General features: G+C 61.0%; 24 protein-coding genes. 16 read left to right on the forward strand and 8 right to left on the reverse strand.

The annotated features are described in order from the left end of the window. Window positions 1-105: 105 nt before the first annotated feature. From EDD52_RS02915 to plsY, 4 genes are read left to right on the forward strand one after another with little or no spacing between them, the layout of a single operon-like run. Window positions 106-1,056, forward strand: a complete 951-nt coding sequence (locus EDD52_RS02915; protein WP_132241616.1) for an aspartate carbamoyltransferase catalytic subunit — start codon at window positions 106-108, stop codon at window positions 1,054-1,056. Beyond that, window positions 1,053-1,634: a hypothetical protein gene (locus EDD52_RS02920; protein ID WP_132241618.1), complete on the forward strand. Its 582-nt coding sequence runs from the start codon at window positions 1,053-1,055 to the stop codon at window positions 1,632-1,634. The genes EDD52_RS02915 and EDD52_RS02920 overlap by 4 nt, the downstream gene beginning before the upstream one ends. A gap of 40 nt (window positions 1,635-1,674) precedes the next feature. After that, window positions 1,675-2,967, forward strand: coding sequence for a dihydroorotase (gene pyrC / locus EDD52_RS02925; RefSeq protein WP_132241620.1), 1,293 nt, complete (start codon window positions 1,675-1,677; stop codon window positions 2,965-2,967). Beyond that, window positions 2,967-3,587, forward strand: coding sequence for a glycerol-3-phosphate 1-O-acyltransferase PlsY (gene plsY / locus EDD52_RS02930; RefSeq protein ID WP_132241622.1), 621 nt, complete (start codon window positions 2,967-2,969; stop codon window positions 3,585-3,587). Before pyrC ends, plsY begins: the two co-directional genes overlap by 1 nt. On the opposite strand, the gene EDD52_RS02935 is transcribed toward plsY, so the two are convergent. After that, window positions 3,584-4,183 (reverse strand): 2-hydroxychromene-2-carboxylate isomerase, encoded by a 600-nt coding sequence (locus tag EDD52_RS02935; protein ID WP_132241624.1) that lies wholly within the window; start codon window positions 4,181-4,183, stop codon window positions 3,584-3,586. The genes plsY and EDD52_RS02935 overlap by 4 nt on opposite strands. Window positions 4,184-4,289: 106 nt before the next feature. Between EDD52_RS02935 and EDD52_RS02940 the strand changes: the two genes are divergently transcribed. Further along, window positions 4,290-5,306, forward strand: a complete 1,017-nt coding sequence (locus EDD52_RS02940; RefSeq protein WP_132241626.1) for a ribose-phosphate pyrophosphokinase — start codon at window positions 4,290-4,292, stop codon at window positions 5,304-5,306. 247 nt (window positions 5,307-5,553) lie between these two features. Here the strand turns inward: EDD52_RS02940 and EDD52_RS02945 are convergent, their stop codons facing one another. The 6 genes from EDD52_RS02945 to EDD52_RS02970 form a co-directional block, all read right to left on the reverse strand. Continuing rightward, window positions 5,554-5,988, reverse strand: a complete 435-nt coding sequence (locus tag EDD52_RS02945; RefSeq protein WP_132241628.1) for a F0F1 ATP synthase subunit epsilon — start codon at window positions 5,986-5,988, stop codon at window positions 5,554-5,556. 52 nt (window positions 5,989-6,040) lie between these two features. Beyond that, window positions 6,041-7,465 (reverse strand): F0F1 ATP synthase subunit beta, encoded by a 1,425-nt coding sequence (gene atpD / locus EDD52_RS02950; protein WP_132241630.1) that lies wholly within the window; start codon window positions 7,463-7,465, stop codon window positions 6,041-6,043. 17 nt (window positions 7,466-7,482) lie between these two features. Beyond that, window positions 7,483-8,358, reverse strand: a complete 876-nt coding sequence (locus EDD52_RS02955; RefSeq protein WP_132241632.1) for a F0F1 ATP synthase subunit gamma — start codon at window positions 8,356-8,358, stop codon at window positions 7,483-7,485. A gap of 15 nt (window positions 8,359-8,373) precedes the next feature. Further along, window positions 8,374-9,912, reverse strand: a complete 1,539-nt coding sequence (gene atpA / locus EDD52_RS02960; RefSeq protein WP_132241634.1) for a F0F1 ATP synthase subunit alpha — start codon at window positions 9,910-9,912, stop codon at window positions 8,374-8,376. Next, complete coding sequence (locus tag EDD52_RS02965) at window positions 9,913-10,479, reverse strand: F0F1 ATP synthase subunit delta (protein WP_132241636.1); 567 nt, start codon at window positions 10,477-10,479, stop codon at window positions 9,913-9,915. Window positions 10,480-10,830: 351 nt separating this feature from the next. Further along, window positions 10,831-11,574, reverse strand: coding sequence for a class I SAM-dependent methyltransferase (locus tag EDD52_RS02970; RefSeq protein WP_132241638.1), 744 nt, complete (start codon window positions 11,572-11,574; stop codon window positions 10,831-10,833). A 61-nt stretch (window positions 11,575-11,635) separates the two neighbouring features. On the opposite strand from EDD52_RS02970, the gene gloB reads away from it, so the two are divergent. The 3 genes from gloB to EDD52_RS02985 all read left to right on the forward strand — a co-directional run bounded on the left by gloB (window position 11,636) and on the right by EDD52_RS02985 (window position 15,844). Further along, entirely contained in the window at window positions 11,636-12,397 is a 762-nt protein-coding gene (gloB, locus tag EDD52_RS02975; protein ID WP_132241640.1) for a hydroxyacylglutathione hydrolase, read from the forward strand. Between the two features lie 163 nt (window positions 12,398-12,560). Beyond that, a complete protein-coding gene (gene clpA / locus EDD52_RS02980) occupies window positions 12,561-14,882 on the forward strand; it encodes an ATP-dependent Clp protease ATP-binding subunit ClpA (protein ID WP_132241642.1) in 2,322 nt (773 codons plus the stop codon). Between the two features lie 119 nt (window positions 14,883-15,001). Beyond that, complete coding sequence (locus tag EDD52_RS02985; protein ID WP_243651811.1) at window positions 15,002-15,844, forward strand: M23 family metallopeptidase; 843 nt, start codon at window positions 15,002-15,004, stop codon at window positions 15,842-15,844. Window positions 15,845-15,850: 6 nt separating this feature from the next. On the opposite strand, the gene EDD52_RS02990 is transcribed toward EDD52_RS02985, so the two are convergent. Further along, window positions 15,851-16,597: a putative nucleotide-diphospho-sugar transferase gene (locus tag EDD52_RS02990; RefSeq protein ID WP_132241646.1), complete on the reverse strand. Its 747-nt coding sequence runs from the start codon at window positions 16,595-16,597 to the stop codon at window positions 15,851-15,853. A 219-nt stretch (window positions 16,598-16,816) separates the two neighbouring features. On the opposite strand from EDD52_RS02990, the gene ffh reads away from it, so the two are divergent. The 8 genes from ffh (at window position 16,817) to trmD (ending at window position 22,701) form a co-directional block, all read left to right on the forward strand. Next, a complete protein-coding gene (gene ffh / locus EDD52_RS02995; RefSeq protein WP_132241648.1) occupies window positions 16,817-18,316 on the forward strand; it encodes a signal recognition particle protein in 1,500 nt (499 codons plus the stop codon). Between the two features lie 81 nt (window positions 18,317-18,397). Beyond that, complete coding sequence (locus tag EDD52_RS03000) at window positions 18,398-18,928, forward strand: GNAT family N-acetyltransferase (RefSeq protein WP_132241650.1); 531 nt, start codon at window positions 18,398-18,400, stop codon at window positions 18,926-18,928. Next, window positions 18,925-19,518: a GNAT family N-acetyltransferase gene (locus EDD52_RS03005; RefSeq protein ID WP_132241652.1), complete on the forward strand. Its 594-nt coding sequence runs from the start codon at window positions 18,925-18,927 to the stop codon at window positions 19,516-19,518. The genes EDD52_RS03000 and EDD52_RS03005 overlap by 4 nt, the downstream gene beginning before the upstream one ends. Window positions 19,519-19,552: 34 nt before the next feature. Next, on the forward strand, window positions 19,553-19,849 hold the full coding sequence (locus tag EDD52_RS03010) for a chorismate mutase (protein ID WP_132242018.1): 297 nt from the start codon (window positions 19,553-19,555) through the stop codon (window positions 19,847-19,849). Between the two features lie 44 nt (window positions 19,850-19,893). Further along, on the forward strand, window positions 19,894-20,292 hold the full coding sequence (gene rpsP, locus EDD52_RS03015) for a 30S ribosomal protein S16 (RefSeq protein ID WP_132241654.1): 399 nt from the start codon (window positions 19,894-19,896) through the stop codon (window positions 20,290-20,292). 227 nt (window positions 20,293-20,519) lie between these two features. Then, window positions 20,520-21,023, forward strand: a complete 504-nt coding sequence (gene rimM, locus EDD52_RS03020) for a ribosome maturation factor RimM (protein WP_132241656.1) — start codon at window positions 20,520-20,522, stop codon at window positions 21,021-21,023. 61 nt (window positions 21,024-21,084) lie between these two features. Next, on the forward strand, window positions 21,085-21,819 hold the full coding sequence (locus EDD52_RS03025; protein ID WP_165907445.1) for a hypothetical protein: 735 nt from the start codon (window positions 21,085-21,087) through the stop codon (window positions 21,817-21,819). Window positions 21,820-21,879: 60 nt separating this feature from the next. Continuing rightward, window positions 21,880-22,701, forward strand: coding sequence for a tRNA (guanosine(37)-N1)-methyltransferase TrmD (gene trmD / locus EDD52_RS03030; protein ID WP_132241660.1), 822 nt, complete (start codon window positions 21,880-21,882; stop codon window positions 22,699-22,701). The last annotated feature ends 40 nt before the right edge of the window (window positions 22,702-22,741 follow it).

The raw sequence follows: 22,741 nt of genomic DNA on the forward strand, positions 1-22,741 counted from the left end.
CCCACCCTACTGCCGCGCCCGCGCAGGGGGAAGATGCCGCGCCGGGTCTTGCCGCCCGTGTCGCCACTTCCTATAAGCGCCAAGGACACGGCAGGGAGCCTGGCCATGCGCTTTTCACATAAGCATCTTCTGGGGATAGAGCCGCTCGCCCCGGACGAGATCACCATGATCCTCGACCTGGCAGAGCGTTACGTCGACCTGAACCGCGGACGCGCCAAACATGGCGATGCTCTGGCGGGTCTCACCCAGATCAACATGTTCTTCGAAAACTCAACCCGCACGCAGGCCAGTTTCGAACTGGCGGGCATGCGGCTTGGTGCGGATGTGATGAACATGTCGATGCAGGCGTCCTCTATCAAGAAGGGCGAGACGCTGATCGACACGGCGCTGACCCTGAATGCCATGCACCCTGACCTTCTGGTCGTCCGGCATCCGCATTCCGGCGCGGTGGATCTTCTGTCGCAAAAGGTGAACTGCGCGGTTCTGAACGCGGGCGACGGAAAGCACGAACACCCGACCCAGGCGCTTTTGGATGCGCTGACCATCCGCCGCGCCAAGGGGCGGCTGCACCGGCTGAGCATTGCGATCTGCGGTGACATCGCCCATAGCCGCGTGGCGCGCTCCAACATCCTGCTGCTGGGCAAGATGGAAAACCGGGTCAAGCTGATCGGCCCGCCCACGCTGATGCCCTCGGGCATCGCTGAGTTCGGAGTAGAGGTCTATGAGGACATGGCCGAAGGCCTGCGCGATGTTGATGTGGTCATGATGCTGCGGCTTCAGAAGGAACGCATGGATGGCGGCTTTATCCCGTCCGAGCGCGAATATTACCACCGTTACGGGCTGGATGCGGAAAAGCTGGCCCATGCCAAACCCGACGCCATTGTCATGCATCCCGGCCCGATGAACAGAGGCGTCGAAATCGACGGCACAATTGCCGATGATATCAACCGTTCGGTCATTCAGGAGCAGGTCGAAATGGGCGTGGCCGTGCGCATGGCTGCAATGGACATCCTGGCACGCAACCTACGTTCCCTCCCAAAGGAGGTAATGGCATGAGCGACCGTTTCGAGATTTCTGCACATGAGGCAGAGGTAGTCCGCCTCTTTCTGATCGACCTGCCGGAAGAAGCGCAGCGCAGGGAGTTTCTGGAAGATGCCGAGGGCGACTGGCCACCCATCGTTACGCTGAATGCGACCAGCGTAAGCGCCCCGTTCACGCGAATGGACCGCCGCTACATGGAAGTCGTCAACCCGCGTGATCTTGACGAACTGGGGCTGAGTGGGCTTTTGATCGAAGGGTACGGCATTGCAGAAGAGGAGGTTGCCCCGCTGCGCAGCCATCTCGATTCGATACAGGAGCGTGTATTGATCGTCGGCTCCCGTGCCTTTTCAGGGCAGGCCGTCACGGTAGAGCCGCGCGCGCCCCTGCGCTGGATCGCGACGCTTCGCCAGGAAAGCCCCCGCAGCACGATGGAGCAATTGCATGTGGCCACCGCGCAGGGGCAGGCCTCTGCCGGGGGCACTGCCGAACCGGTCAAACCGGCGCTGCCCATGGTTCTGAAAGTGACGCTTGTGCTTATGGTCCTGGCCGCGATCATTGCCATTGTGCTGGGATTTTCCGGGGCTGGCAAATGACGGTGGCGTGGTTGCCCGGTGCGGCATGGGAAGACAACGAATGACAACACTTCTGTGGAATGCCCGCCTGATCAACCCTGAAACGGGCACCGATGACACGGGCGCGGTGCTGATCGAAAACGGTGCCATCGGCGCGGTCATGACCAACAGTGCCGAGATCGCCGCCGCGAAGACCCGCGCGGCAGAGATGATCGATTGCAACGGCAAATGCCTTGCCCCCGGTATTGTCGATCTGGGTGTGAAAGTTTGCGAGCCGGGTGAACGCCACAAGGAGAGCTTTGGCTCTGCCGGTCTGGCCGCCGCGGCCGGTGGTGTGACCACGATCATCACCCGACCCGATACGCTGCCCGCCATCGACACGCCTGAAACGCTGGAATTCATCCGCCGCCGCGCCAATGAGGCCGCGCCCGTCAATGTCCTGCCCATGGCCGCCCTGACCAAGGGGCGTGAAGGGCACGAGATGACCGAAATCGGCTTCCTGCTTGATGCCGGTGCGGTGGCCTTTTCCGATTGCGATCACGTGGTCCGCAACACCAAGGTGCTGCAACGTGCGCTGACCTATGCCCGCAGCCTTGGCGCTTTGGTGGTCGGCCACCCTCAGGAACCGACATTGTCGGCGGGCGCTGCGGTCACCTCTGGCAAGTTCGCATCGCTGCGTGGCCTGCCCGCTGTTTCGCCCATGGCCGAGCGTATGGGGCTGGACCGCGATATCGCCCTGCTGGAAATGACCGGTGCGCGCTATCACGCCGACCAGATCACCACCGCCCGCGCCCTGCCCGCGCTGGAACGCGCCCGCCAGAACGGGTTGGACATCACGGCGGGAGCCTCGATCCATCACCTGACGCTGAACGAGCTCGACGTCGCCGATTATCGCACGTTCTTCAAGCTGAAACCGCCCCTGCGGTCCGAGAATGACAGGCTGGCCGTGGTCGAGGCGCTGGCCTCTGGCCTGATCGACACGCTAAGTTCGATGCACACGCCGCAGGACGAGGAATCCAAGCGTCTTCCTTACGAAGAGGCCGCCTCTGGCGCCGTGGGGCTGGAAACGCTGCTGCCCGCAGCACTTCGGCTGGTCCATGCCGGGCATCTGGATCTGCCGACGCTCTTCCGCGCGCTGGCGCTGAACCCGGCGAAACGGCTGGGGCTGGCATGTGGGCGGCTGGCGAATGGCGCGCCTGCCGACCTGGTGCTCTTCGACCCCGATGCGCCCTTCGTGATGGACCGCTACACGTTGCGGTCGAAATCGCGCAATACCCCCTTTGACGGCCAGCGAATGCAGGGCAAGGTACTCGCAACCTACGTTGGCGGTCAGCAGGTCTACGGGAGAGAATGATGCCAGTCATAGAGCATTCGGTCGCGATTCTTCTGGCTTGGGCCGCGCTTGGCTACCTGCTGGGTTCTGTCCCCTTCGGCATGGTCATCACGCGCGCCATGAACCTTGGCAACCTGCGGGAAATCGGCTCTGGCAATATCGGCGCGACCAATGTCCTGCGCACGGGCAACAAAGGCGCGGCTCTGGCGACCCTGTTGCTGGATGGGGCCAAGGGAGCGGTTGCGGTGCTGATCGCCCGCCTTCTGGCAGGCGAGGACGCGGCGCAGGTCGCGGGCCTTGCAGCCTTCATAGGCCATTGCTGGCCGGTCTGGCTGGGCTTTCGCGGTGGCAAGGGCGTGGCAACCTTTCTGGGCCTGATGCTGGCGCTGGCGTGGCCGGTCGGTCTGGCGTGCTGCGCCACATGGGCCGCAGCATTCGCCATTTTCCGCATCTCTTCGGTGGGCGCGCTGGCCGCTGCGGCAAGCTCCCCCCTCTGGGTGCTGATCCTGGGACCGTGGCGGATCTTTGTGCTGGCGCTTCTTTTGACCGCGCTGGTCTACCTGCGACACAGCGCCAACATTTCCCGGCTGCGCGCGGGCACAGAACCCAAGGTCGGGCAAAAGAAAGCGCCCGAAAGCTAGAGCTTGCCCGCCAGGTGCAGGTCCAGATCCCCGACGCGGTCCTGCCCCCAGAAGCGCTGGTCATTGTCGGTGATGTAGAACGGCGCGCCAAAGACACCGCGGCTGACCGCCTCTTCCAGGTTCGCCGCATAGGTTTCGGCGCCTGCCAGAAGGCCCGTATCGGCAAGCGCCGGATCGAAGCCTGCCTTTTCCAGACAGTCGCGGATCACGTCATCCTGCGCAATGTCACGCTCTTCCGCCCAGCACGCCCGCATAAGCGAATGAACCAGCGCGCCCAGATCGCCACCCCCGGCGTTCTGGGCCGCAATGATCGCATATCCCGAAGGCGCGGCATTGGTCGGCCAATGCGCCGGTTTCAGATTGATCGGCATGCCAAGCTTCTTCGCCTGCCGCACAATCTCTTGCGCGCGCAGGACCTGACGGGACTCGTGTCGCTGCATCGGTGGCGTGCCCCCAGTTCGCCCGAACGCCGCGATAAGATCGAAAGGCTTGTAGGTGATTGTCGCGCCATGTTTTTGCGCGACCTCCTCCAGCCGCAGCCCGGCGAGGTAGGAATACGGCGAAAGCGTCGTAAAGAAGTAGTCGATATGGGCCATTTGGTCTCTCCCGGGACTGAGCAGCTTTGCGGGACCGTAACCGCGTGCTAAGCGGTGCGCAACGTCACGAATCTGACATCAACGACTTGCGCGGAGCTTCCCTCACATGGCCTCGATCATCGAACCCAAGCTTATCTCGGGCAATGCCAACCTGCCCCTAGCCAAAGCCATTGCCCGGCGCATGTCCATGCACCGCGGGATGAATGTCGGCCTTGTGGATGCGCGGGTGGAACGGTTCAACGATCAGGAAATCTTTGTCGAGGTTTACGAGAATGTGCGCGGCGAAGACATGTTCATCATTCAGCCGACTTCCAACCCGGCCAATGACAACCTGATGGAGCTCTTGATCATGGCCGATGCGCTGCGTCGGTCCAGCGCGGCACGTATCACCGCAGTGATCCCCTATTTCGGCTATGCCCGGCAAGATCGCCGATCCAAGGCGCGCACGCCGATTTCGTCCAAGCTGGTGGCGAACATGATCGTCGAAGCGGGCATCGAGCGGGTTCTGACAATGGACCTGCATGCCGCGCAGATCCAAGGTTTCTTCGACATTCCGGTTGATAACCTCTATGCCAGCCCGATCTTCGCGCTCGATATCATGCACCAGTTCAAGGACCAGCTTGGCGATGTGATGATCGTCTCCCCTGACGTTGGCGGTGTGGCGCGCGCACGCGAGCTGGCCAAGCGGATCAACGCGCCGCTCTCCATCGTTGACAAACGCCGCGAGAAACCGGGCGAAATTGCCGAGATGACGGTGATCGGCGACGTCAGCGGCAAGAAATGCATCATCGTGGATGACATCTGCGACACCGCCGGAACGCTCTGCAAAGCAGCCGAAGTGTTGATGGATCACGGTGCAACCGAAGTGCATTCCTACATCACCCATGGTGTCCTGTCCGGGCCGGCCGTTGATCGGATCACCAAATCGGTGATGAAATCACTGGTGATCACGGATTCGATCCAACCCACGGATCAGGTCAAGGGTGCGCCCAATATCCGTATCGTGCCGACGGCACCGATGTTTGCGCAAGCCATCCTGAACATCTGGAATGGCACCTCGGTCTCGTCCCTGTTTGAAACCGAAACCCTGACCCCGATCTATGAAGGCATGTACTACGCCTGATCTCAGGGGAGCGCCCATGTTTGAGCGCTTTTCATCGCCCTGCCGCCCAAGCCTGTGCAGGGGCTTTCCCGGACTGTTGTGACAGCAAGATTGCCTTTGCTCTTTGGGAGGTCGCTTCGCAGCGACTGTCCGAAGGGGTCATAAGGACCGCAGCGCTTTGCCATTCGCAAGCCGGAAGGTGTTACCACCAAAGCAAAGGGGCCCCGCCAAAGCGGAGCCCCTTGTTATTTCAGATATCACTCTGGGATCAGAGCGACGGCTGTTTTGGGTCAAGACCGATCTTGCCACCGATTGCCACCATGTCATGCAGCAGCTTGACCGCGTCATCGACGGGACCGGGCTCGTTCTTGAAGACTTCCTTGGCTTTGCCATAGGCCACGTGCGCCTCGTCAACCAGCGCCTCGTAAGTGTCTTGGTCGACATCACCGCGGGGCAATGCCTTTTCAGCAAGGATCGTGACGCCTTCGCCCAGTTCGGCAAAGCCACCGGTTACGATATATTCCTCGGAACCCTTTTCGGTCTGAACCGTCAGGATGCCGGGGCGCAAGGTGGTCAGGGTCGGCGCGTGGTTCGGCAGGGCCGTCAGGTCGCCATCGGCGCCAGGGATCTCTACCGACAGCACGGGACCCGACATCAGGCTGCGTTCCGGGCTTACCAGATTGAATTGCATAGTTTCAGCCATTTGGGCCTCCTGTCAGGCGCGGGGGGCACAGGCCCCCCACAAGCACTTCCGATTAGGCGGCGTCTGCGGCCATGCGCTCTGCCTTGGCCTTCACCTCGTCGATGCCGCCAACCATATAGAAGGCGCCCTCGGGGAGGTGATCGTATTCGCCGGCAACCACGGCCTTGAAGGACGCGATCGTTTCTTCCAGCGGAACCTGCACACCGTCAGAACCGGTGAACACTTTCGCAACGTCGAACGGCTGCGAGAGGAAACGCTGGATCTTACGGGCGCGGGCAACGGTCAGTTTGTCTTCTTCAGACAGTTCGTCCATCCCGAGGATCGCGATGATGTCCTGCAGCGACTTGTAGCGCTGAAGGATCTGCTGAACATCGGTCGCAACCTTGTAGTGCTCTTCACCGATAACGGCAGGGTCGAGCAGGCGCGATGTCGAGTCGAGCGGGTCAACCGCCGGGTAGATGCCCAGCTCGGAGATCGCACGGCTAAGAACGGTTGTCGCGTCGAGGTGCGCAAATGACGTTGCAGGCGCGGGGTCAGTAAGGTCGTCCGCGGGAACGTAGACGGCCTGAACCGACGTGATCGAACCGGCTTTGGTCGATGCGATGCGTTCCTGCATGGCGCCCATGTCGGTTGCCAGTGTCGGCTGGTAGCCCACAGCGGAAGGAATACGGCCAAGAAGGGCCGAAACCTCGGAACCCGCCTGCGTGAAGCGGAAGATGTTGTCGACAAAGAACAGAACGTCCGAACCGGATTCGTCACGGAACTGCTCGGCCAGGGTCAGACCCGACAGGGCGATCCGCATACGCGCACCGGGAGGCTCGTTCATCTGACCGTAAACCAGCGAAATCTTCGACTCCGACAGGTTGTCGGGCACGATAACGCCGGATTCGATCATCTCGTGGTAAAGGTCGTTGCCTTCACGCGTCCGCTCGCCCACGCCGGCGAAAACCGACAGGCCAGAGTGCACTTTGGCGATGTTGTTGATCAGTTCCATGATGAGAACCGTCTTGCCCACGCCGGCACCGCCGAACAGGCCAATTTTACCACCCTTGGTGTAGGGCGCCAGAAGGTCGATGACCTTGATACCTGTCACCAGGATCTCGGTTTCGGTGGACTGCTCTGCAAAGCTGGGTGCCTCGCCGTGGATCGCGCGGGTTTCGCTGGAATCTACGGGGCCCTTTTCGTCAACTGGGTCACCGGTGACGTTCAGGATCCGGCCGAGGGTCGCGGTGCCAACCGGCATCTGGATCTGACCGTCGGTGTCGATCACTTCCTGGCCGCGAACCAGACCTTCGGTCGCATCCATCGCGATGGTACGAACGGTGCCCTCGCCCAGGTGCTGTGCAACTTCCAGAACCAGTGTCTTACCATTGTTGTCGGTGGTCAGTGCGTTCAGAATCTGCGGCAGTTCATCGCTGAACTGCACGTCGACAACGGCGCCGATCACCTGAGTGATTTTGCCTTTTGCGTTTGCCATGTTTCGTCTCCGGTTCCTTAGAGCGCCTCGGCGCCCGAGATAATTTCGATAAGCTCGTTTGTGATGACGGCTTGACGCGAACGGTTGAACTCGATGGTCAACTTGTCGATCATCTCGCCTGCGTTGCGGGTCGCGTTGTCCATGGCGGACATCCGTGCACCCTGTTCGCTGGCGCCGTTTTCAAGCAGAGCTGCGAAGATCTGGGTTGCCACGCCGCGCGGCAGCAGGTCGGCAAGGATCGCCTCTTCGCTGGGCTCGTATTCGTATACAGTTGCGGCCCCCTCATCCTCGGCGACATCGAACTTGGCCGGGATGATCTGCTGAGCGGTCGGGATCTGCGTGACCACGTTGACGAACTCCGAGAAGAAGATCGTCGCCACGTCGAATTCGCCCTCATCAAAGCGCGACAGGATGTTCTTCGCGATACCCTGCGCATCGGCATAGCCCACGCGCTTGATCTCGCTCATGTCTACATGCTCGATGAACAGGTTGCCGAAGTCGCGCTTGATGGCGTCGCGACCCTTCTTGCCGACGGTGATGATCTTCACCGTCTTGCCTTTGGCAAGCAATTCCGAAGCATGCTGCTTTGCCAGCTTTGCGATATTGGCGTTGAAGCCACCGCAAAGACCGCGCTCTGCCGTCATGACAACGAGCAGATGCACGTCGTCCTTGCCGGTTCCGCGCAGCAAAAGCGGCGCGGAATCCGATCCAGCCACAGAGGCCGCCAGCTGTCCGAGCACTTCATTGAAGCGCTCGGCATAGGGACGGGCCGCCTCGGCAGAGTCCTGCGCACGGCGCAGTTTTGCCGCGGCGACCATCTGCATGGCCTTGGTGATCTTGCGGGTCGATTTGACCGACTCGATCCTGTTTTTCAGGTCCTTGAGACTCGGCATAGGCCTATCTCCTTCTTATGCGAAGTCTGCGGCGTATTCGTCCAGAGCGGCACGGATCTTGTCTTCGGCTTCGCCCTTGATCTTCGGATCTTCCTTGGTGATGAAGTCCAGCAGATCAGAATGCTTGCCGCGCAGGTGCTGCAGCAGACCCTGCTCGAAACGACCGACGTCCTTGACGGCGATCTTGTCGAGATAGCCCTTGGTGCCGGCGAAGATCACGCAGACGATTTCCGCGTTGGTCAGCGGCGAATACTGCGGCTGCTTCATCAGCTCTGTCAGGCGCGCACCACGGTTCAGCAACTGCTGAGTGGCGGCATCAAGGTCGGAACCGAACTGCGCAAAGGCCGCCATTTCGCGGTACTGAGCCAGCTCCAGTTTCACCGGACCCGCAACAGATTTCATCGAGTTGGTCTGAGCGGACGAACCCACACGAGACACCGACAGACCGGTGTTCACGGCAGGACGGATGCCCTGATAGAACAGTTCGGTTTCAAGGAAGATCTGGCCGTCGGTGATCGAGATCACGTTGGTCGGAATGAACGCCGAAACGTCGCCGCCCTGGGTTTCGATGATCGGCAGAGCCGTCAGCGAACCTGCGCCGAAGTCTTCGTTCAGCTTTGCAGAGCGCTCCAGCAGGCGGGAGTGGAGGTAGAAAACGTCGCCCGGGTATGCTTCGCGGCCCGGCGGGCGGCGCAGAAGCAGGGACATCTGACGGTAGGACACGGCCTGTTTGGAAAGGTCATCATAGATGATCAGGGCGTGGCGGCCGTTGTCGCGGAAATGCTCTGCCATGGCGGTCGCGGAATACGGCGCCAGGAACTGCATCGGCGCCGGGTCGGACGCGGTGGCCGCAACAACGATGGAATATTCCATCGCGCCGGTTTCTTCGAGCTTTTTCACCAGCTGGGCAACGGTGGACCGCTTCTGGCCGATCGCGACGTAGACGCAGTAGAGCTTCTTGCCCTCATCATCGCCAGCAGCGTCGTTATAGGATTTCTGGTTCAGAACCGCGTCGAGTGCGACAGCGGTTTTACCGGTCTGACGGTCGCCAATGATCAGCTCTCGCTGGCCACGGCCGATCGGGATCATCGCGTCGACCGATTTCAGGCCGGTTGCCATCGGTTCGTGGACCGACTTACGCGGGATGATGCCGGGCGCCTTGACGTCGGCAACGCCGCGCTTGGATGCATTGATCGGGCCCTTGCCGTCCAGCGGGTTACCAAGACCGTCCACAACGCGGCCAAGAAGCTCGTCGCCGATTGGCACGTCCACGATGGACTTGGTTCGCTTGACCGTGTCGCCTTCCTTGATGTCCTGGTCAGAGCCGAAGATAACGACACCGACGTTGTCGGATTCAAGGTTCAGCGCCATGCCCTGGATGCCACCGGGGAATTCGACCATCTCGCCGGCCTGAACATTGTCGAGGCCGTAGACCCGCGCAATACCGTCGCCGACAGAGAGCACGCGGCCCACTTCGGCGACTTCGGCTTCCTGGCCAAAGTTCTTGATCTGCTCCTTTAGGATCGCAGAAATCTCGGCTGCTTGGATACCCATTTATCCGACCTCTTTCATTGCATTCTGGAGGGAATTGAGCTTGGAGCGGATCGACGTGTCGATCATCTTCGAGCCCACCTTGACGACAAGACCGCCGATGAGGCTTTCATCGACGGTCGCATTGATTTTGACGTCCTTGCCCACCTGGGCCTTGAGCGTCTTGGAAAGTTCTTCTGCCTGAGCAGGGGACAGCGCCTGGGCGGAAACCACCTCTGCGGTCACTTCGCCCTTCTCATCGGCAATCATCTCACGCAGCTGCTCGATCATTGCCGGAACCACGAACAGACGGCGCTTGGATGCCATCAGGCTCAGCACGTTCTGCATGACGGGCATCAGCCCTGCCTTCTTGGCTATCGCATCAATCGCGCGGCCCTGATCTTCGCGGCCGTAGATCGGCGATGTGACGAGCGCGCGCAGGTCGCTGCTGCTTTGCAGGACCCCATGTAGCTCATCCAGATTGCCTTCAAGCTGGGCAAGCCCGTTAGTCTCCTTGGCGATCTCGAACACCGCTTTCGCGTAGCGTTCGGCGATGCCGGAGGAAATCGAAGCTGATTCAGACACGTCCACCCTTCCGATATCTTTGCCCCGAACCCTGCCCACGAGGAGCACTTCTTCCGGGGGTGTTGGTGCCCCGGATCGGTCCGGGACGACTAAATCAGCGCGGATGTAGCAGAGGCTTCCCAACCTAGCAACATGCTTAGAGTGTTTTGACGAATACGCAAAATCTTGCGTTTACATGAGGTTAGACAAAGTGCGACCTAATGCGCGCCCAAAAAGGTAAAGAAATTCCGTCTGTTTGCCGTGGTTTGCGCGATTCTTGTGCAGTTATCGCGCTCCAAAACACGACATCTGGTGTTCCGATAGACGCATTTCCACCCCTCGTGCGTCAACTCTTTATCCCGCCCCCCCCCCGCGGCATCACACCGGTTTGGGTTTGGCTTCGGCGCCTCCCAGCACTTCGAGAGGCGAGCGCACCCTGACCCGCGCGCTTGGACCCGAAGGCGCCTGCACACGCTTGGATGCCTCCACCATCAGCACCCCGCCCGCCATTATCATGGAAACCGATCCGCCAAGACGTTCCCACATGGGACCGGTTTTCATCCAGAATCGCTTTCGCGACGGCGGCTGGTACAACGCGGTGATATGCTGCTCGGGCATGAAATTGTGCTTCTTGAGCTGATCCTCCAGCTGTCCCAGCGTGTAGGGACGACCGTAGCCGAAAGGCGTCTTGTCGCTGCGGGACCATAGCCCCGCGCGGTTGGGCACGATGAAAAGCGCCTTGCCGCCCGGCCCAAGCACGCGGAAACACTCATCCAGCAGCGCCGAAGGCTGTTCCGACGTCTCCAGCCCGTGAAGCACGACCAGCTTATCGACATGTCCGGTTTCTATCGGCCAGAGCGTCTCGTCACACAGCACGCTGACATTCGGCATGCCCGGCGGCCACGGCATCACCCCCTGCGGCCCCGGCATCAGCCCGACCACCCGGCGCGCATCCGCCAGATAGGGCCGCAACAGCGGCACGGCAAAGCCGAATCCGGCCACCTTCTGCCCCTTCGCCTCCGGCCAGACCTGCAACAGCTGTCTGCGCAGCGCCTTCTGCGCCTGGCGGCCCAACGCGCTGCGATAATAGAAATTGCGCAGGTCCTGCACGTCAAGATGCATTGCAGCCCCCTCTTTGATCGGCGAAGCTGGCCGCAGTTTAGTCAAGACCGGAGGAAAGACCATGCCCCTTGAGATCGTCACCATTCCCTGCCTGTCGGACAACTATGCCTATCTCATCAAGGGGCCGGATGGCGTTTGCCTGATTGACGCGCCCGAAGCCGGGCCGATCATTGAGGCGCTGGAGTCGCGCGGCTGGGGGCTGGATGTCATCATGATCACCCACCATCACAACGACCATGTCGGCGGCGTTCAGGAATTGCGCAATCGCTACGGATGCAAGGTGATGGGCCCGAAAGCCGAAGAAGCAAAGCTGCCCCCGCTGGACATGGCGCTGGAGGAAGGCATGAATGGCGGCACCGATGAGGCCTATACCGTGCCAATGATGGTGCCGGGCCACACGCTGGGCCATATGGCATTCTATTTTCCCAATGCGGGCGTCGTGTTCACGGCCGACAGCCTGATGGCCCTGGGATGTGGCCGCGTCTTTGAAGGCACGCCTGAAATGATGTGGGACAGCCTGTCAAAGCTGGCCGCGCTGCCGCCGGAAACCAGGATTTACTCGGGTCACGAATACACGATGAGCAACGCAAAATTTGCGTTGAGTATTGAACCGGACAACGCAAAGCTTAAATCGAGATACGAGGCGGTTGCAGAAGCGCGCACTGAAGGCCGCCCCACGGTCCCTTCTGTTCTGTCCGAAGAACTGGAGACGAACCCGTTTTTGCGCGCGAACCTTCCGGAAGTCAAAGCCGCGCTTGGCATGCAGGGCGCCCCGGACGCGAGCGTTTTCGCCGAAATAAGGAAGCGCAAGGATAACTTCTAGATGCATTTCACGCCACGTTGCAGCGTCAGCCCCATTTGTGACCGTACGAAATGCAGAAATAGCTTGAAGATGTGGGGGAACATCCACCACACTTTAATACTAAGAGGCCATGGTTGAGCAGGCTACGACCGGCACCGACCCAGATAAGAGGAGCACCAACACCGTGCCTTCATTCTCGACGACACTAGAACAGGCAATCCACGCAGCGCTGGCGCTGGCGAATTCGCGGGCGCATGAATTCGCCACGCTCGAGCATCTGCTGCTTGCCCTTATCGACGAACCCGATGCCGCGCGGGTGATGAAAGCTTGCTCGGTCGATACAGAGGAACTGCGCACATCGCTTGTCGAGTATATTGACGACGATCTGGCCAACCTCGTCACTGACATCGAAGGTTCCGAAGCTGTGCCAACAGCGGCTTTCCAGCGCGTTATTCAGCGCGCTGCGATCCATGTGCAAAGCTCGGGCCGGACCGAAGTGACAGGCGCCAATGTCTTGGTCGCCATCTTTGCCGAACGCGAGAGCAACGCCGCCTACTTCCTGCAACAGCAGGACATGACGCGCTATGATGCGGTGAATTTCATCGCCCATGGTGTGGCCAAGGATCCCGCATATGGCGAAGCGCGTCCTGTGCAGGGCGCGACCGAGATCGAAGAGGAAACGCCGCCTGTCACTGACGGGGAACAGAAGGAATCCGCCCTCGCCAAGTATTGCGTCGATCTGAACGAAAAATCCCGCAAGGGCGACGTGGACCCGTTGATCGGCCGCGATTCGGAAGTTGAGCGTTGCATTCAGGTGCTGTGCCGCCGCCGCAAGAACAACCCTCTTCTGGTGGGCGACCCTGGCGTGGGCAAGACCGCAATTGCAGAAGGGCTGGCCCGCAAGATCGTCGCCGGTGAAACGCCGGAGGTTCTGGCGGAAACGACGATCTATTCGCTCGACATGGGCGCGCTTCTGGCCGGTACGCGCTACCGCGGCGATTTCGAAGAACGCCTGAAGGCCGTCGTGACAGAGCTGGAAGATCACCCCGACGCTGTGCTTTTCATTGACGAGATTCACACCGTCATCGGGGCCGGTGCCACGTCTGGCGGCGCAATGGACGCCTCTAACCTGCTGAAACCCGCGCTTCAGGGCGGCAAACTCCGCTGCATGGGCTCGACCACCTACAAGGAGTTCCGCCAGCATTTCGAAAAGGACCGCGCGCTAAGCCGCCGGTTCCAGAAAATCGACGTGAGCGAGCCGTCGGTGGATGATACGGTCAAGATCCTCAAGGGCCTCAAGCCCTATTTCGAGGATCACCACAACATCAAGTACACCACGGATGCGATCAAATCGGCGGTGGAACTTTCTGCACGCTATATCAATGACCGCAAGTTGCCCGACAAGGCCATCGACGTGATTGACGAGGCGGGCGCGGCGCAGCATCTTGTGGCCGAATCCAAGCGCCGCAAGACCATCGGCGCGAAAGAGATCGAGGCTGTCGTGGCCAAGATCGCCCGTATCCCGCCAAAGAACGTGTCGAAAGATGACGCAGAGGTTCTGAAGGATCTGGAAACCAGCCTTAAACGCGTGGTGTTCGGGCAGGATGCCGCGATCGAGGCCCTGTCTTCGGCGATCAAGCTGGCGCGTGCCGGCCTGCGCGAACCCGAAAAGCCCATCGGCAACTACCTGTTCGCAGGACCCACGGGCGTCGGCAAGACCGAGGTGGCAAAGCAGCTGGCGGATACGCTGGGTGTTGAGCTGCTGCGCTTCGACATGTCGGAATACATGGAGAAACACGCGGTCTCTCGTCTGATCGGCGCGCCTCCGGGCTATGTCGGCTTTGATCAGGGCGGCATGCTGACCGATGGCGTGGACCAGAACCCGCATTGCGTGCTGCTGCTGGACGAGATGGAAAAGGCGCATCCGGATGTCTACAATATCCTGTTGCAGGTCATGGATCACGGCAAGCTGACAGATCATAACGGGCGCACGACGGATTTCCGCAACGTGATCCTGATCATGACGTCCAATGCGGGCGCATCGGAACTGGCCAAGGCGGCCATCGGCTTTGGTCGTGACCGTCGCGAAGGCGAAGACACCGCCGCGATCGAGCGGACCTTCACGCCGGAATTCCGCAACCGTCTGGATGCGGTGATTTCCTTCGCGCCGCTTCCGAAGGACGTGATCTTGCAGGTCGTCGAGAAGTTCGTGCTGCAACTCGAAGCGCAGTTGATGGACCGCAACGTTCACATCGAACTGACCAGACCCGCCGCCGCCTGGCTGGCTGACAAGGGCTATGATGACAAGATGGGGGCCCGCCCACTGGGTCGCGTGATTCAGGAGCACATCAAGAAGCCGCTGGCCGAGGAATTGCTGTTTGGCAAGCTCGCCAAAGGTGGTCTGGTCAAGGTTGGCCTGAAAGATGGCAAGCTGCACCTTGAGATGAGCGGACCGGAAAGCAAGCGTCTTTCGGGCGATAAGCCGCCTTTGCTTACCGCAGAGTGATGCTTCGGCTTTGGGCCGTAATTTCATGCTCCCTCGCCACGACATCCGTGGCGGGGGAGTTTTCGTTACAAGTGCCCGTAGATTGCAAACTGAACGAATCTTGCCACATCCAGCATTACATGGACCGCGCAGCCGGGCCTGACGTCAGGGACTATCGCTGCGGCGCGCTTAGTTACGACGGCCACAAAGGCACGGATTTCGCGCTGCCCACCCTGTCAGACATGCAGGAAGGCGTCGCGGTTCTGGCGGCGGCCGGAGGCGTTGTCCGTGCCACGCGAGACGGCATGGCAGACCGCATCTTTGCTGAAACCGACATGGCCGAAATCAATGGGCGAGACTGCGGCAATGGCGTCGTGATCGACCATGAGGATGGCTGGCAGACCCAATATTGCCACATGCGCCAGGGCAGTATCGCCGTGGCTCAAGGCCAGTCGGTGGCCGCGGGGCAGCCGCTGGGCGAGATCGGGCTGAGTGGTCGCACCCAATTCCCGCATCTGCACCTGACCGTCCGGCACGAGGGCGCGGTGATTGATCCGTTCGAACCGAATGGCGCCGACCGGTGCGACGGCGCCGCGGCATCTGCGCTTTGGGACGCGCCCCTGCCAGACTTCGCTGGCGGAATAATCCATGTCGCACTGGCCGGAAGCATCCCCGACTATGCAGCGGTCAAGGCTGGAACAGCGGCGAAACCTCTCGACGCCAACTCTCCCGCGATGGTGATTTTCGGCCTCGCCTATGGCGGGTTGCGGGGTGATGTGGTGGAACTGACGCTGACAGGCCCCGAAGGCCGTATCGTCAAACAAGAGCTTCAATTGGACAAGGCACAGGCGCAGTTTTTCCGCGCGGCCGGGCTCAAACGGTCCGGGGAGAGCTGGCCCAAAGGCCATTATCATGGCACCGTCAAACTGGTCCGCGACGGTAGGGAGCTGAGCAGCAAGAGCGTTCAGCAAACCATTCGCTAGCCCCTGTCAACGCGACCATGGCGCAGCACCGGCAAGCGCGGCCCATTCCTGCTCCAAGGCCTCACGCTCCAGCACACGCAACTCTGCCAGCGTGGTGACGCGCGCGCCCTGCCCGCGCAGATGCTGCAACAATCGGTGCGAATGCAGGATCGTGGGGATCGCATCCAGCGGCTCCCACGCGTCCAGCTCTGTCACCCGGCGCAGGTTGAATTCCGGTGGTAGCACATAAAAGCGCAGGTCGCTTTCCCACAGCAGATCCTTCAGCGTAACCTGATCGCGCGTGACCCCTGCCGCGTCGTAGCGCCGTTTCCACTCTGCAAAGAATGCGGCCATCTCCTCGTCGTTGCGATAGACCATGACGCCAGAGTTCATCTGAGGAAAGGCATAGGGCGTCGTCGCGGCATGACCTTGTCGGATCAGCTTCGTGCACCGCCGCATATCATGTGCAATCGACAGCGCAAACCGGTCTGCAAGCGCGAAAAGATCCCCCAACGGCGCCAGTACCAACACGTCGCAATCAAGGAAAAGCACCCTTTCAAAGCGCGCGCGAGAGAAGCATTCCAGCTTCACCCGGGGATGAGAGGACGGGGTGGGGTGAACCTCGTCAAAAACCTCCAACCCTGTCGCATTTTCACTGTCGGTGAAAAGATCCACCGCAAGGCCGGGATTAGTGGCGCGCAGGCTTTGTGCAGCCTGAATGGCAAGCTCTACATAGCCCTGCCCGGTCGCGACAAAGATCACACCATCCTTCATGGCAACTCTCCCAAGGCAGACGCGACCACGCGGGCTTGACTCCATATGCCCTTTTGGCCTATCCGCGCACCAACCATCCGGAAGTCTGTCATGCTTCCGGTCCCTGAAAGTTCAGGGATCGCCCCCCGTCAGCGAGTTTCGCCCACGGGGGACAATTGCATTTGGGCCGGTCCTACTTAACTGTTGGGCTATATCGAAACGGGCGAAGGAGCCGCGGAAATGTTTGAAAATCTATCCGAGCGTCTCTCCGGCGTATTCGACCGGCTTACCAAGCAGGGTGCCCTGTCCGAAGAGGATGTCAAGACCGCCCTGCGCGAGGTGCGGGTCGCCCTTCTGGAGGCGGACGTTTCGCTGCCCGTGGCGCGTGATTTCGTCAAGGCCGTTCAGGACAAGGCGACCGGACAGGCGGTAACCAAGTCGGTCACGCCGGGCCAGCAGGTCGTCAAGATTGTCCATGACGAGCTGGTTCACGTGCTGACCGGCGACGAAGACCCCGGCAAGTTGAAGATCGACAACCCGCCTGCGCCGATCCTGATGGTCGGCCTGCAGGGTTCGGGTAAGACCACGACAACCGCGAAGCTGGCCAAACGGCTGAAGGAACGTGACGGCAAGCGGGTTCTGATGGCCTCGCTTGACGTCAACCGGCCCGCCGCGATGGAACAGTTGCAGATCCTCGGCGTGCAGATCGGTGTGGACACGCTGCCTATCGTCAAGGGCGAGGATCCGGTCCAGATCGCCAAACGCGCCAAGACGCAAGCCAGCCTCGGCGGGTATGATGTCTATATGCTGGATACTGCGGGTCGCTTGCATATCGATCACGAGCTGATCGCGCAGGCTGCGGCTGTCCGCGACGTCGCCAACCCGCGAGAAACGCTGCTGGTGGTTGACGGTCTGACCGGTCAGGACGCGGTCAACGTCGCGACAGAATTTGATGACAAGATCGGTGTGACCGGCGTTGTCCTCACCCGGATGGATGGCGATGGGCGCGGCGGTGCTGCCTTGTCGATGCGCGCGGTCACCGGTAAACCCATCCGCTTCGTCGGTCTGGGCGAAAAGATGGACGCGTTGGAAACGTTCGAACCGGAACGAATTTCGGGCCGCATCCTTGGCATGGGCGACATTGTCGCGCTGGTCGAGAAGGCCCAGGAAACGCTGGAGGTCGAACAGGCCGAGCGCATGATGCGCCGTTTTACCAAGGGTCAGTTCAACATGAACGACCTGAAGATGCAGCTTGAACAGATGATGAAGATGGGCGGGATGGAAGGCATGATGTCGATGATGCCCGGTGCCGCAAAGATGTCCAAGCAGATGGAAGGCGCAGGGATCGACGACAAGATGATCAAGCGTCAGATCGCATTGATCCAGTCGATGACCAAGAAGGAACGCGCCAACCCCGCCCTGCTGCAAGCCAGTCGCAAGAAGCGCATCGCACGTGGTGCGGGCATGGAAGTGTCCGACCTCAACAAGCTTCTGAAGATGCACCGACAGATGGCCGACATGATGAAGAAGATGGGCAAGATGGGCAAAGGCGGCATGCTGAAACAGGCCATGAAGGGCATGTTCGGCAAGGGCGGCCCTTCGCCAGAGCAAATGGCACAGGGCATGGACCCCAAGGCGCTGGAAGCAGCGGCCAGACAGCTGGGCGCGGGCGGCAAACTGCCCGGGCTGGGCGGCGGTGGCCTGCCCCCGGGCCTCAGCGGCTTTGGCAAGAAGAAATAACCCGATGCCCGCCTTCGCCTTCCATACCCTAGCGCCGGAATTCGGTGCCCTGCTCTGCCATGTGGCGGTGGGAGGGCGCGTATGAACCTGACGCAAGCCCCGGTGCTGGATACCGAAAACCTCATTCTGCGGGGTCCTGAACTGCGCGATGTCGAGCCGATGATCGCCTTCCTGCTGGACGAGAGCCGTTCCGGTGGCTTCGGCGCTGCCTCAAATCGCGGCGAGGCGTGGCGCTGGTTCGCGCTGAACGTCGGGCATTGGCACATCCACGGCTACGGCTATTTCACCATCGAGATGCGTGATACCGGCGAAGCTGCCGGGCTGTGCGGCATCTGGAACCCCGAGGGCTGGCCAGAGCCAGAGCTGGGCTGGTCCCTCTACGAAGGGTTCGAAGGCCGGGGCATCGCCTTTGAGGCTGCCAAACGCGCGCGCCAATATGCCTATGAAGATCTGGGCATGAAAACGCTGACGTCCAATATCGTGCCGGGAAACGACCGGTCCGTCGCCTTGGCAGAACGGCTCGGCGCGCGCTACGAGCGGACCTATCACAACCCGCATATGGGCAAGGATATGCTCTTTCGCCATCTCGGACCGGACGAGGTGCTGGAATGATCCCCGTCCTGCATACCGACAGGCTGGAGCTGCGTGCGCCCCGTGCCGAGGACTATCCCGATTTCAAGGCGACGTTCAGCTCTTACCGTGCGCGTTTCATGGGGGGGCCTCTCAATGCCTATGAGACATGGATGCTCTATGCTGCGGAAATCGGCCATTGGGATATTCGCGGCTTCGGCATGTGGATGGTGCATCTCAAGGACACCGAAGAAACCGTCGGCATGGCCGGGGGCTGGTTCCCGGCGCGCTGGCCAGAGCGTGAAATCGCCTGGATCATCTGGCCCGACAAGGCCGGAAAGGGCTTCGCGCTTGAAGCCACGAACCGCGTGCGTCACCATTTCTACGAGGATCAGGGCTGGGAGACAGCGGTCAGCTATCTCGACCCCAAGAACCTGGATTCCATCCGCCTGGCCGAACGGCTGGGTGCGAAGAAAGACAAGGACGCGGCGACCGTGGATGGCAGCGATGTCTGCTACCGCCACCCCTCGCCTGCTCAGCTGCGCTCCAGCCAGATCGCCGACGGTATCGCGCTGGAAATACAGAACTACATCAACCCTCTCTTTCAGCCAAAGGGGTTCCCCATTGACTGATCGCACCCCCTTTACCATGACCGAGGACCGCCCCATGACCGATCCGGTGACCCGCGCCGCAGACCTTCTGAAGGCGCATCGCGAAAGCATCGACCGCCTCGACGCGATCCTCGTGTTCACCCTCGCCGAACGCTTCAAGCATACCCAGTCCGTGGGCGTGCTGAAGGCTCAGCACGACCTTCCGCCCTCGGACCCTGCGCGTGAAAGCCAGCAGATCGAGCGGCTGCAAGACCTGGCGAAACAGGCCGATCTCGACCCGGAATTCGCCGCCAAGTTCCTGAATTTCGTGATTCAGGAAGTCATCAAGCACCACGAACAACACCAATCGTAAGGCGGGACTGCCCCGCCAGCCCTGCCATTCAAAGGAGAAACTCAATGGCTACCAAAATCCGTCTCGCCCGTGGCGGCTCCAAAAAGCGCCCCTTCTACCGCATCGTCGTATCCGACACGCGGATGCCCCGCGACGGCCGCTTCATCGAAAAGCTGGGCACCTATAACCCGCTGCTCGCCAAGGACAGTGAAGAGCGCGTCCAGATGGACCTTGAACGCGTCAAGCATTGGTTGGGCGAAGGCGCTCAGGTAACCGACCGCGTCTCGCGTATGCTTGAAGCCGCAGGCGTTCTGGAAAAGAAAACCCGCAACAACCCCAAGAAAGCTGTTCCGGGCAAGAAAGCCCAGGATCGCGCCGACGAGAAAGCCGCCAAGGCAACCGCCGCGGCCGAAGCTGCTGCAGCACCTGCCGAAGACGCAGCAGAAGAAGCCGCCGCCGAATAAGCGGCCGCCGCCGGGGATGGTGGGCGGGGCGAGTTTCAGCAAAGCTGAAAGAGCGCCGTTCCCATCCCCCACCAAACGGACCCCCGCATGTTTCGCTTGCTGCGCCTTGTCATCTTCACGCTTCTCGCCTTCGCTGCGGGCGTGATGTTCGAACGCAATCAGGCTGCGGAACAATGTGCCCAGGGGTCTGGGGAAATGCGACGGGGCCATTGCATCGGGGCAAGTGAATGAGCGATCTGATCTGCGTAGGTGCCATCTCGGGCGCCTTTGGCGTCAAGGGCGAAGTGCGGCTGAAGAGCTTCACCGCTGAACCAACCGGCATCGCCGACTATGGCCCTTTGGTCACGGAAGACGGCAAGCAAAGCTTCGACGTCACCCTGATCCGCCCGGTCAAAAGCGGTTTTGCCGCAAAGCTTTCGGGCGTTCTGACCAAGGAAGAGGCCGACGCCCTTCGCGGGACCAGACTGTTTGCACCACGCGACCGCCTGCCCTCGCTTCCCGATGACGAATATTATCACGCCGACCTGATCGGCATGATGGTCTATGACACCGGCGGGGCAGAGCTTGGCCGGGTCAAGGCTGTGCTCAATCACGGCGCTGCCGACCTTCTCGAAATTCAGGCCCCGGGACAAAGCGACACCGTGCTGCTGCCCTTCACACTGGCTGCAGTCCCGACGGTGGATCTTGCCTCCGGGCGCATCGTGGCCGACCCTCCGGACGGCCTTTTCTGACATGGTGCACGTCGTCATTCATGCCGGTTTTCACAAGACCGGCACGAAGAGCGTGCAAGCCATGATCAACACCAACCGCGCGGTTCTTGATCCGGTCATGCGGTGTTACCTCAAGTCGGATGTGCAACGGCTCACCGAACTTGCCAAGAAGTTCTCTGCCACCCGCGAACAGGCCGCCCTTCGGACGCTCGGACAGGCCGAGCGCGCATTTTTCGCCTCGCTTGATCCTCTGGACCCGCGCCCGATCCTGATCTCTGCCGAAGACCTGAGCGGCTACATGCCGGGGCGCCGAAAGCTGACGCGTTACGACGCCACCCCCAAAATCATGGCCCAGATTGCAGCCTCGGCGCGCGCATCCCTGGGGGATGAAACACAGATCGATTTCTATTTTTCAACGCGCCAGCCTGACAGCTGGTTTGCCAGCCTCTACTGGCAGAACCTGCGCAGCAAGCGCCTGACCGATGACCTGCCCGAATTCGTCAAGCGGCACGTGGAGGCATCGAAATTTGACAGCCTTCTCGCGGATATTCGCGCGTCCGTAGCCCCCGCACGGGTCAGCAGCCAACGTTTGGACCACACGAGCGGCCTGCCTCAAGGCCCGCTGACCCCTCTTCTCGATCTGCTCGACATTGCGCCAGGGATACGCACCGCGCTGTCTGTCCTGCCTGCCGTCAACGCCATGCCATATGACGGGCTCAGCGACGTCTTTCTTGCGCTGAACCGCAGCGGGATGGAGGATGACAAGGTCGCCGACGCCAAGCGGCACATCCTGCGGCTTGCCCGCCGCGACCGCTGACCCGCCCGACCTGCGCAAAGCCCATTCCCAAGACCGCGCAAACCCCCTATGCAGCGCTGCATGACTGACCAGCCCAAATCCCACGGTCGCAAGACCATACGCCCTTCGCTGAAACCGCAGGAGCTCATGACCCACACGCCAGAGCTGCACGGCGTCTGGGCGGCGCGGGTCATTACCCTCTTTCCGGAGCTTTTCCCCGGCATTCTGGGCGGGTCTTTGACCGGCAAAGCGCTGAAGGATGGTTTGTGGCAACTGGACACGGTCGACCTGCGGCGCTTTGGCGAAGGCAAGCACCGCAATGTCGACGACACCCCTGCGGGTGGCGGCGCGGGCATGGTGTTGCGCCCCGACGTGATGGGTGCCGCGATCGAACATGCACAATCAAAGACCCGCGGCAATGTCCCGCTGATCTACCTGTCCCCGCGCGGACGACGCTTTGATCAGGGCATGGCGCGCGCGCTCAGCCAGACCGATGGTGTCACGCTGATTTGTGGCCGGTTCGAAGGTCTGGACCAGCGTGTGATCGACCATTATGGCATTACAGAAGTGTCCTTGGGCGACTTTGTCATGACGGGCGGAGAGATTGCCGCTCAGGCCTTGATTGATGCTACGGTCCGGCTTATACCCCGCGTGCTTGGGAATCAGGCGTCCACGGAGGAAGAATCCTTTTCCGATGGGCTTCTGGAACATCCCCAGTACACGCGCCCAGCTGTCTGGAACGGTCGCGAGATCCCCGAAGTTCTTCTTTCGGGACATCACGCGAAGATCACCGACTGGCGGCGGGACATGGCCGAAAGGCTGACCAAGGAAAGACGACCTGACCTCTGGCGGGCTTGGTGTGCAGCGCACAACAGGGACCCGGAAGAAGACCAAGAGCTCTGAGGACGCGACAGAACTTTGCGGAACAACCGCAGGCAACATA

The sequence above is a fragment of the Primorskyibacter sedentarius genome (genome assembly GCF_004342065.1).
GTDB lineage: Bacteria > Pseudomonadota > Alphaproteobacteria > Rhodobacterales > Rhodobacteraceae > Primorskyibacter > Primorskyibacter sedentarius.

Coding starts and splice junctions, on each gene's coding strand:
- EDD52_RS02955 (WP_132241632.1), bottom strand. CDS start 8,358: ATGCCGAGTCTCAAGGACCTGAAAAACAGGATCGAGTCGGTCAAATCG.
- gloB (WP_132241640.1), top strand. CDS start 11,636: ATGCCCCTTGAGATCGTCACCATTCCCTGCCTGTCGGACAACTATGCC.
- rimM (WP_132241656.1), top strand. CDS start 20,520: ATGAGCGATCTGATCTGCGTAGGTGCCATCTCGGGCGCCTTTGGCGTC.
- trmD (WP_132241660.1), top strand. CDS start 21,880: ATGACTGACCAGCCCAAATCCCACGGTCGCAAGACCATACGCCCTTCG.
- EDD52_RS02970 (WP_132241638.1), bottom strand. CDS start 11,574: ATGCATCTTGACGTGCAGGACCTGCGCAATTTCTATTATCGCAGCGCG.
- EDD52_RS03025 (WP_165907445.1), top strand. CDS start 21,085: ATGATCAACACCAACCGCGCGGTTCTTGATCCGGTCATGCGGTGTTAC.
- EDD52_RS02915 (WP_132241616.1), top strand. CDS start 106: ATGCGCTTTTCACATAAGCATCTTCTGGGGATAGAGCCGCTCGCCCCG.
- ffh (WP_132241648.1), top strand. CDS start 16,817: ATGTTTGAAAATCTATCCGAGCGTCTCTCCGGCGTATTCGACCGGCTT.
- pyrC (WP_132241620.1), top strand. CDS start 1,675: ATGACAACACTTCTGTGGAATGCCCGCCTGATCAACCCTGAAACGGGC.
- EDD52_RS02935 (WP_132241624.1), bottom strand. CDS start 4,183: ATGGCCCATATCGACTACTTCTTTACGACGCTTTCGCCGTATTCCTAC.
- EDD52_RS03005 (WP_132241652.1), top strand. CDS start 18,925: ATGATCCCCGTCCTGCATACCGACAGGCTGGAGCTGCGTGCGCCCCGT.
- EDD52_RS03010 (WP_132242018.1), top strand. CDS start 19,553: ATGACCGATCCGGTGACCCGCGCCGCAGACCTTCTGAAGGCGCATCGC.
- rpsP (WP_132241654.1), top strand. CDS start 19,894: ATGGCTACCAAAATCCGTCTCGCCCGTGGCGGCTCCAAAAAGCGCCCC.
- EDD52_RS02940 (WP_132241626.1), top strand. CDS start 4,290: ATGGCCTCGATCATCGAACCCAAGCTTATCTCGGGCAATGCCAACCTG.
- atpA (WP_132241634.1), bottom strand. CDS start 9,912: ATGGGTATCCAAGCAGCCGAGATTTCTGCGATCCTAAAGGAGCAGATC.
- EDD52_RS02990 (WP_132241646.1), bottom strand. CDS start 16,597: ATGAAGGATGGTGTGATCTTTGTCGCGACCGGGCAGGGCTATGTAGAG.
- EDD52_RS02920 (WP_132241618.1), top strand. CDS start 1,053: ATGAGCGACCGTTTCGAGATTTCTGCACATGAGGCAGAGGTAGTCCGC.
- EDD52_RS02945 (WP_132241628.1), bottom strand. CDS start 5,988: ATGGCTGAAACTATGCAATTCAATCTGGTAAGCCCGGAACGCAGCCTG.
- EDD52_RS03000 (WP_132241650.1), top strand. CDS start 18,398: ATGAACCTGACGCAAGCCCCGGTGCTGGATACCGAAAACCTCATTCTG.
- plsY (WP_132241622.1), top strand. CDS start 2,967: ATGCCAGTCATAGAGCATTCGGTCGCGATTCTTCTGGCTTGGGCCGCG.
- atpD (WP_132241630.1), bottom strand. CDS start 7,465: ATGGCAAACGCAAAAGGCAAAATCACTCAGGTGATCGGCGCCGTTGTC.
- EDD52_RS02985 (WP_243651811.1), top strand. CDS start 15,002: ATGGACCGCGCAGCCGGGCCTGACGTCAGGGACTATCGCTGCGGCGCG.